This window comes from Paenibacillus sp. AR247, assembly GCF_002968895.1.
GTDB classification, from domain to species: domain Bacteria; phylum Bacillota; class Bacilli; order Paenibacillales; family Paenibacillaceae; genus Paenibacillus_AQ; species Paenibacillus_AQ favisporus.
On record NZ_PCZT01000064.1, the window covers coordinates 1 to 10,242 of the forward strand.

A 10,242-nucleotide genomic window follows, 5' to 3' on the forward strand; every position below is an offset into this window, starting at 1 on the left:
AACCGTTTTGCGGGAAAGTAGCTGTTGATTTTGTCGGACAAAGCATGATCGGTCAATATGCATCCGACTTAACCCGTAGAGCTGCGGACCAGGAAGAACCAGAGGATACATATAAGGAAATCCTATTGGTCTTGGCGGATCTCTACTGCCAGGGATATTCCGTTGATGGAACTACACTTTATGCCGGCTGCTCTCCGCGCCGAATCGAACTGCCGCCCTATCCATTCGAAAGGGAACATTATTGGGCCGCCCATCAGAAATCGATGCCAACAACCCAAGAGCAAGGTTGGCTAAGCGTTCAGCCGCAAAGCGTACGCCTCCAAACGGAAACGATTGGAGGAGCGCATGAGATTGCCGAGTCGGGATATCGTTCGTCCCCGCTTCCTGAGGAAAGCGAGGTGCTGATGTCGTTCGAGGAGGTTTGGGCCCGGGAGGATCTTCCACATGACGGTTCATTATCTTGGAAGCCGCGTACGCTGCTCTGTTTCCTGAACGAAGATGAGCATAAACAGCAGCTATTAGCGATAGTCCGTGAACGGAGCCCAGAGACCCGCATCATGTTTATTTCCCACCACACCCCCGATACCGGGCTGTCAGTGGACGAGCATACCTTAACTGTCACCGATCCGAAAGCGTATGCGGATGCGCTCTCCAATGTGAAAGAGCGATTCCCCGAAGTGGACTCCGTTCTGTACATGTGGGCAATGGAGAATCCGGCGTTGTCCTGCGATTATGCATCGATTGTTCATATCATTCAAGCCATGGCCTCAGCCCGCCTGAAACCGAAACAGCTGCTTCTTGCGGGGCGCTATTCCAATCCGCTGGAACGCTGCCACTTGGAATCATGGATTGGATTCGAGCGCTCGCTTGGACAGGTCATGCAGGGCTTACAGGTGACCACCGCAATATTCGCTGCGAATTCCGGCCATGAAGAAGGACCGCTGGCCTGGTTCCGGCACATCTGGGATGAGCTTGGAGCCGAACTCGGGCAAAGCGTCCTTTACGAGGGGGACGACCGCCGCGTCTGCCGGGTCCACCCGGTGGCGGATCAGGAACTAAGCACCGATGAACGAAGCGTCAACAGCTGGATCCGGGAGGGCGGCACGTACTTGATTACCGGCGGCTGCGGTGGGATCGGATTACAGTTCGCGAAGCATGCGGCAGCTAGGCATGCCGTGAACCTGATTTTGACCGGCAGATCCAGGCTGGAACCGGCCAAGCAGTCGGAGATTGACGCTTTGGAGGCGCTAGGCTGCAATGTTTATTATTTGCAAGCAGACCTTTGCGATATCGAGGCTATGCGAAACGGTTTAGATGAGGCACGGCGCCGTTTTGGAAAAATAAACGGGGTCCTTCATGCGGCAGGCATCTCGGACGGCAGAAACATTCTGCAGAAAGACGCGGAAGCGTTTTTGCAAGTGCTGGCGCCCAAAATTTCCGGCACCCTGATTCTGGATGAGCTTTTGCAGTCCGATCCGCCCGAATTCGTTTGCTATTTTGGTTCTTCATCATCCGTGCTGGGCGATTTCGGCGCCTGCGACTATGCGGTGGGCAACCGTTTTGAAATGGCTTATGCACAGCATCGGGCCGATTCGGTAATCGGGAAAACACGAATCATCAATTGGCCGTTATGGAAAGAGGGCGGCATGGGCTTCCACGATCCAGACAGCACAGATATGTATTTGCGAACCAGCGGGCTGCGTCTGCTCGAGACGGGAGAAGGATTGGATGCTTTTGACCGCATTCTCGCGTCGAGACAAACGCAGGTGCTGCTACTTCCGGGCCGTCCAAGCCGCATACGCCGTTTTCTGGGCATTTCCGGGTCAGAGGCAGATCGGATACAGGAAACTCAAACGGCAATCAATGCAACCTTTCAGGTGCCTCCGGACTCCCCGGGAGGAAAAGGACGCAAAAAAGAAATGAAAGGGTGGAGCATCGAGCAGTGTCTGGAGTGGGACATAAAGGAGAGGATCGTCGAACTGCTTCACATTCCGGCCCATCATCTCGATTCCGATGAAAACTGGGCCGATTTCGGCTTTGATTCCATCCATCTGGCCCAATTTGCCACTCGGCTCAGCGAGTATTACGGTCTCGACATTTCGCCGTCGATATTTTTCGGGCAGTCGACGATTGCTAAACTGACAGGCTATTTCATGGATGAATATGAAAAACCCATGCTGTCCTTCTATGCGGAAGGGCTGGACAGATCAGCAGAAGCAGCCAAAGCGAACGAGGAACAGATTCTGCTTGTCTCCGGAATACGGGAGCCTGCCGCGGATTCGAGTAGTCGCCTGGCTGCGCGCCCAAGCCCGATACAAGCTCCGGAAGCCGGTCAAGTCGAGATTACCCGACCACATGTGTCGGAACTCTCGCATTCGGTGTCGGAAGCCACAGGTGACCGAACGGAGCCTGTCGCCATCATTGGAATGAGCGGACGATTCCCTGGAGCCAGAACGATCGATGACATGTGGACCATTTTGTCGGAAGGAAAATCGGCCGTTTCGGAGGTGCCTCTGGACCGCTTTGACTGGCAGCATCATACCCGCGAGGCCGAAGCAGTCGGAGACAAGGTATTCTGCCGGTGGTCCGGAACGATTCCCGGTGTCGGCGAATTCGACCCCTTGTTCTTTGAGATCTCCCCCAAGGAGGCGGAATGGATCGATCCGCGCCAGCGTCTGCTGGTACAGGAAGCCTGGCGGGCGCTGGAGGATGCCGGATATGGGGAAGAACGGCTCAAGTCAAGCACGATCGGCATGTTCGTCGGCGTGGAGGAAGGCGACTATCATTTGTTGACTAAAGAGCAGGGCAGCATCACTTCCAATCACAATGCGATCTTGGCAGCAAGATTATCCTACGTACTCAATTTGTCGGGGCCGAATATGGCGATTAACACCGCATGCTCTTCCGGGCTGGTGGCAGTGCATCAAGCCTGCATGAGCCTGCGAAACGGGGAATGCGACACAGCCGTCGCCGCAGGCGTCAACCTGATGCTTACACCTGATGCCTACGACGGCATCAGCCATGCGGGCATCCTGTCGGAGGACGGAACATGCTACGCCTTTGATCAACGGGCCAACGGAACGGTTCCGGGCGAAGCGGTTGCGGTCATCGTACTGAAACGCTTGTCGAAAGCAGTGGCCGATCGGGACCCGATCTATGCGGTGATCCGCGGAAGCGGCGTCAATTATGACGGAAAGACCAACGGCATCACGGCACCGAGCGAAACGGCACAAGCACGCTTGATTCGTGACGTCTACCAGCAGTATCATATTGACCCGGAACGGATCGAGTATATCGTCACGCACGGCACCGGAACCAAGCTTGGCGACCCGGTCGAAATCAACGCTTTGAATGAGGCGTTCCGGACCTTTACGGGCAAACGGCGGTATTGTGCGGTAACGTCAGCCAAAACCAATTTCGGACATACTTTTGCAGCCTCCGGCCTCGTCAGTCTGGTCAATCTGGTGATGGCCATGCGTCATGGCGTCATTCCAGCAAGCCTGAATTTCGAGCGTGAAAATGAGTATATCCGTTGGGACGACAGTCCTTTTTACGTCAATGGGGTCAGTCGGACATGGGACGTATCCGGAAAGGGCACCCGGGTCGGTGCCGTCAGTGCCTTCGGCATGAGCGGGACCAATGCGCATATGGTGGTGGAAAGCTATCCGGATGCGGCAAACCGGGCGACAGCCGGAAATCCGCCGTATTACCTGCTTCTATTGTCGGCCAAGACCAAGGAAGCCCTGAGGACCCGGGCGGAGGACTTGACCGAATACCTGGCTGCCGGGGATCGGTCCGATGAAGAACTTAAGGAGATCAGCTACACCCTGCTTCAAGGTCGGCAGCATTTTCAATACCGGTCGGCTGTCGTGATTCGAGACTTGTCGGATGCCCAAAACGTGCTGCGGCAGTCCCTTCAGGGTATGAACTCCCCTCATTACGTGGAGGGCAGGGTATCGCGCCAATTCACCGCCCAACGGGCATTGAACCAGTATGTCGATGAGCTGATGCGGCAAAGCCAAAGTCAACGGGGAGATGCGCAAACCTACCGGGACACGCTGCTCGCTCTGGCGGATTTGTACTGCCAAGGCTATTCGTTAGATGGAGATCGGTTGTTTGGCGAGGAACCGCCGGGCTTTGTCCATTTGCCAACCTACCCTTTTGCCCGTGAATATTATTGGGTGAAGGCGATACAAGGCCAGGAGAATGCCGCGTCCGCAAAGGTAATATCCATTCGGGAAAAGAGTGATAAGGATCTCTCCTCACGTGGAGATAGAGAGCCTACTCTGCCGAAGGATGGAATAATTCCGAATGACGTTAGAATCCAATCGGAACAGGATGGACAGATGCGTACCAACGGGCGCCATGATGAAACAACGGCGCTGGCGGCAGCGGCAGTCGGCCATTTAAGAACGATCGTGGCCGAGGTCACCGGCGTTCCCTACGATCGGCTGGAGGATGAGGCCTCCTTTGAGGAAATCGGTCTCGATTCCTTGATGATCACCGGATTGAACGCCAAAGTCGAACAGTGGATCGGAACGCTGGAGTCCACCTTGTTCTATCAATATAACAATATCCAGCAGCTCGCCGACTATTTGGCGGTTCATCACAAGGAGGCGGTGGAGTGCCTGCTTCCCGATGTTTCCGAGCCCTTACCAATCCATATTTCTGCTCCAAAAGATCGGAAATTGGCCAAGCAGGCTTCCCTTGTGGAGGAGACAGTCCCTGCACCATCTCACCGGGAAAGCCAAGATTCAGCGACTAAGAACGAGGCAGGTCCAGATGCCGGCGCCATATCTGGGCTAAACCTAAGCCCAAATGGAGGACAGAACGGAGCTGTCGATATCGCCATCGTCGGTTTGGCTGGTCGATATCCCCTGGCGGATACGTTGGATCAGTTTTGGTCAAATCTTTATGAAGGTAAAGACTGCATCGAAGAGATTCCTGCAAAGCGCTGGCCGCTAAAAGGCTTCTATGAGCCGGATCGGACCAGGGCGGTGGCAAACGGGCTGAGCTACAGCAAATGGGGCGGTTTCCTGGATCGGATCGAATACTTTGACCCGCTATTTTTCAACATCTCGCCTCGGGATGCCATGTACATGGATCCGCAGGAAAGGTTGTTTCTCGAGACGGCCTGGGCATGCGTGGAAGATGCCGGATATACCCGCGATTCGTTGAGACAGGACGGTTACGGGAACCAGATCGGCGTATTCGTGGGAGCAACGTTTAACAATTACCAGCTTTATATGGCTGATGCCGCGAACAAAGCCAATCAGAAGGAATACCTCGCAACGAGCCAAATGTTCTCGATCGCCAACAGAGTCTCCTACGTGATGAACTTTACCGGACCGAGCCTCACGGTGGATACCGCCTGCTCCTCATCCCTGTATGCCGTGCATCTGGCATGCGAAAGCATCCGAAACGGCCAATCACGGCTGGCCATTGCAGGCGGCGTGAATTTATCGATTCATCCCAGCAAATACGTGACGCTCTGCCAGGGACAATTCAATGCATCGGATGGACGCTGCCGGGCATTTGCCGAGGGGGGGACCGGATATGTTCCGTCCGAAGCAGTTGGCGCCGTCCTGCTGAAACCGCTGGATGAAGCAATCCGGGATCATGACCAAATCTATGGGGTGATCAAAGGAACCGCTGTCAGCCATGCGGGCAAAACCAACGGATATACTGTTCCCAGCCCGGTTTCCCAATCCCAGGCGATCGACAAAGCGCTGGGACAGAGCGGAATTCATCCGCGAACCATTAGCTGCATCGAAGCCCACGGCACAGGAACGGCGCTCGGCGACCCGATCGAAGTGAAGGGGCTGACCGACGTCTTCACCCGATATACCGATGCAAAAGGTTACTGTTCCATCTCGTCCGTAAAATCGAACATCGGGCATGCCGAAGCGGCCGCCGGGATTGCCCAATTAACCAAAGTGCTGCTTCAGATGAAGCACCGGACGCTGGTTCGTAATGTGATGCACGCCGGACTGAATCCTAACATCGATTTTGGTCGAACGCCTTTTACCGTACAGACGGCAACCGCTCCATGGGAGCGACCGGTCATTGACGGCAGGGAATACCCGCGCAGATCCGGCATTTCTTCGTTCGGGGCGGGTGGTGCAAATGCGCATGTCATCGTGGAAGAATACAACACCGATCCGCTGGATCACCACAACGATAATGGAACCGTTAACCGAGCCTTGATTTTGTTGTCCGCCAAAAACGAGGACCGGCTCAAGGCCCAAGCGGAGCGGCTGCTGTCCTCGATACGCCGCGGGCAGTGGTCCGATGAGCAGCTGCCGGACCTTGCTTACACCCTTCAAGTCGGGCGCGAGGCGATGGAGGAAAGGCTGGGCTTAATCGTTCAGAGCCTCGAGGAGCTTGAGAAGAAGCTCGATGCTTTTATGCAAGGAAGAGGGCTCGGCAAAATCTACGTTCGGGGACAGGCTAAACGGAATAAAGAGATTGTGTCCGTCATTGAGGCAGACGCCGACTTTCAGGAGACAGTGCTGAAATGGATGGAACGGGATAAATACGATCAGTTATTGGGACTGTGGGTGAAAGGACTGAATGTGGATTGGAGCCTCCTTTACGGAGAACGTAAACCATTCCGCATCAGTCTGCCAACGTATCCTTTTGCAGGTGAACCATACTGGGTTCCTGAGATTGAGAACTTATCCGCGCCTCGAGATGATCAGGCGGCATCTAGCGGTCCTCGTTCCGCTGTTCTTCATCCGCTCTTGCACCGCAACACTTCGGACATATCAGGCGTCCGATTCAGTTCCACGTTCGATGGGACGGAATTCTTCCTGGCGGATCATGTGGTAAAGGGAAAACCGTTCCTCCCGGGCGTCGCTTATTTGGAGATGGCGATTCAAGCCGTGACGCAAGCGATGCCGGAAGCCGGCCTTCAGCACAGACATCCCGATATCCGGTTGAAAAACGTGGTGTGGGCCCGGCCGATCGCGATAGAGGGAACGCCAGTGGAAGTCCATGTGGATCTGCTCCAAGATGAACACGGCGAGATTGCCTACGAAGTTTATACCGTCCAACATCAAGCGGATGAGCAGGCGGTAGTGACCCTGCACAGTCAGGGTTCTGCGACCGTCGGCAGCTGTGGTGAGCGTCCGGTGATCGACTTACAGAAGGCCCGGTCCCGCTGCCGTCCCGATCCGATCCCTTCCGAAGAGCTTTATGCGCTTTACGGCAGCATGGGGATTCAATACGGTCCGGCACATCAAGGAATTCGGGGGATTTGGACGGGAGACGGGCAGGTCGTGGCAGAAATCGCGCTTCCTGACGCACTGGCGGGAACGGAAGCGGATTTCCTGCTTCATCCAAGCCTGCTCGATTCCGTGCTTCAGGCGACCCTCGGCTTCGTGATGGGGGCCGGACCGGAAGGCGGAAGGAGAGACAAAACCCGGTCTTCCGTTTGCGCTGCAAGAACTGGAAGTCTATGGCCGCTGCCCCGAAGCGGTGTGGGCGGTGATCCGATTTAGCGAAGACCACAAGCCTAACAGCCCGGTTCAACGGGTGGATATTGATGTATGCGATGAGATCGGGACGGTCATGGTGCGCATGAAAGGATTTTCCACCAGGATGCTGGAGGCGGCCTCGGCCGTTAAAGGACCGGAAGACGATGCCGGCGTGCTGTTGTTTGAGCCCATTTATTCGGAGAGTCCAGCGCCACTGTACGAAGGGATTCCGTCCTATGCCAGCCGCTTCGTGTTCCTGTGCGATTTGGAAGAAGCCTCCGCTATCCGTATAAACTCCAAAGAGTCGGCATTACCTACCCGGTTTGTCGCACTAAACATGGCGACCGGAAACATGGCGGAGCGTTATGCTTCATATGTGGAAGCCGTGTTCACCGAGATCCGGAGCGTTTTACGGCAGAAACCGAAGGATCGGGTTCTCGTCCAGGTGGTGATGCCGACCCGCGAGGAGCACCGGTATCTCGCAGGACTTGGCGGTCTATTGAAAGCCGCGCAGTCGGAGAGCTCCAAGCTGGTGGGCCAAGTAATTGAGCTTGATCGCATCGATTCCGGCCTTATCAACCGATTGGACGAGTGTGCGAAATGTCCGGGCGATTCCCGGATCCGCTATGCGGACGGCAAACGCTGGACAGCAGGATGGAGCGAGCTTGCAGGCAAATCGGACATGCTAGCGCTGCCATGGAAAGATCGTGGCGTATACTTGATCACCGGCGGCACAGGCGCCTTGGGATTGATGTTTGCCCGGGAAATCGCAAGTCAGGTTCAATCGCCGACTTTGATCCTCACCAGCCGTTCGCCGCAATCCGCTGCTGTGGAGCGAGCGATGCGCGATTTAAGCGACGCCGGAGCCCAAGTGATATACAAACAGGCGGACGTGGCAGACCATGAGCAAACGGCGGACCTGCTCCGGTGGGCAGCGGAACGGCATGGAACGATTAACGGGATCATTCATGCGGCAGGCATCATCCGGGATAATTTGATCGTCAACAAAGAAGTCGACGAGCTGCAAGGCGTGCTGTCAGCAAAAGTCGCAGGTCTTGTGAACTTGGACGAAGCTAGCCGCGAGCAGCCGCTGGACGTTCTGATTGCGTTCTCCTCCGTGGCCGGAGCCACGGGCAATCCGGGGCAAGCCGATTACTCGGCAGCCAACGCTTTTATGGATGCCTATGCCGCCTACAGAAACCATTTGGCCCAAGCGGGACAGCGGCATGGACGCATGCTGTCGGTCAATTGGCCGCTGTGGAAGGAAGGCGGCATGTCCGTGGATGAGGACGTCGTAAAAATCATGCGCCAAACATTGGGCACCTGGCCGATGGAAACCGGGGATGGAATCCGTGCCCTATATCAGGGGCTGGCTGCGGGAGCGGATCAGGTTGTAGCCATGGCCGGGCTCGGTTCAAAAATCCGTGCCAGAATGCTGCCATCGAATCCGTTGCCTTCAGCAGTACAAGTACAGGATGCCGATATGCCATCCAGGGAAACAGGTGCTGATACGTTGGAACAGATTTACAACGTGCTGCGGAAAAGTGTCTCCCATCTCCTCAAAGTCAAAGAGGAAGATATCGACGCCGATTCTGAGTTCAGCGATTACGGATTCGATTCCATTTCATTGACCCAATTGGCCAATCTGCTGAATGAAAAGTACCCGTTGGAGCTTACGCCAACGCTGTTCTTTGAGTACACGACGCTGGGCAGCTTTGCAGAATACTTGCTGGACCGTCATGCCGATGCATTTTCGGATCGCGCCGCTCCGGAAACCAGTCAAGCTGCAGCTCATGTATCTTCAAACGTCCGTTTTGTTGATGACGAGGAGTCAGAGGACGCACTGCCGAATGCGGCAGAGCACACGATCCCTGTTATGCAGCCAAGGGGCGGATATCCCAGGCGATCCCGTGCTCCGTTGAGCGGAAAATCAGTAACAGATTCAGGACATGACGATTTAACCGGGCCTCCGGAAACCCCTGTTGTGATGACGATCCCCGAGCCCGAGCCGGTTGCGATTGTCGGTGTCAGCGGTGTCTTCCCGGGTGCAAAGAACATCCATGAATTTTGGAGAAATATTATAGACGGAAAAAGCGCCATCACCGAGATTCCTTCGGATCGATGGGACTGGCGGGATTACGCTGGCGAATCCGCGGCGGAAGGAACGGTAACCAGCCTGAAATGGGGAGGCTTCATCGATGGGGTCAAAGATTTTGACCCCTTGTTTTTCAGTATTTCGCCAAGGGAAGCGGAACTGATGGACCCACAGCAAAGGCTGTTGCTGATGGAAGCCTGGAGGGCTGTAGAAGATGCGGGCATCGCAGTGCAGCGGCTATCCGATCATAGTACGGGTGTCTTTGTTGCCGCCGGTCCAGGGGACTATATGAGCATGACGGGCATCGAACAAGGAAATCCGCAAGCCATGACTGGCGTCGTTCCTTCGCTGATTCCGAACCGGATTTCCTATGCGCTGAATCTGCACGGACCAAGCGAATATTATGAAACCGCATGTTCGTCCACGCTGGTAGCCCTCCACCGTGCCGTCCGCTCCATTCAGGGCGGGGAATGCGATCAGGCGATTGTGGGCGCCGTGAATCTGTTGATTTCACCCGATCCTTTCGTCGGATTTGAATCGATGGGATATTTAAGCTCCGACGGACGGGCATCATCGTTTCAGCCGGATGCGAGCGGATTCGTCCGCAGCGAAGGGGTCGTGCCGTCATGCTGAAACCTCTGTCCCGTGCCATACGCGGACCGGCACGAG

The 10,242-nt window shown here is 55.5% G+C and carries 2 protein-coding genes; both read left to right on the forward strand.

What is annotated here, in order from left to right; translation table 11 throughout:
- Positions 1 to 263 precede the first annotated feature (263 nt).
- Positions 264 to 7,502, forward strand: a complete 7,239-nt coding sequence (locus CPT76_RS35840) for an SDR family NAD(P)-dependent oxidoreductase (RefSeq protein ID WP_181153261.1) — start codon at positions 264 to 266, stop codon at positions 7,500 to 7,502.
- On the forward strand, positions 7,450 to 10,206 hold the full coding sequence (locus CPT76_RS35845; RefSeq protein WP_258169120.1) for a type I polyketide synthase: 2,757 nt from the start codon (positions 7,450 to 7,452) through the stop codon (positions 10,204 to 10,206). The genes CPT76_RS35840 and CPT76_RS35845 overlap by 53 nt, the downstream gene beginning before the upstream one ends.
- Positions 10,207 to 10,242: the final 36 nt, after the last annotated feature.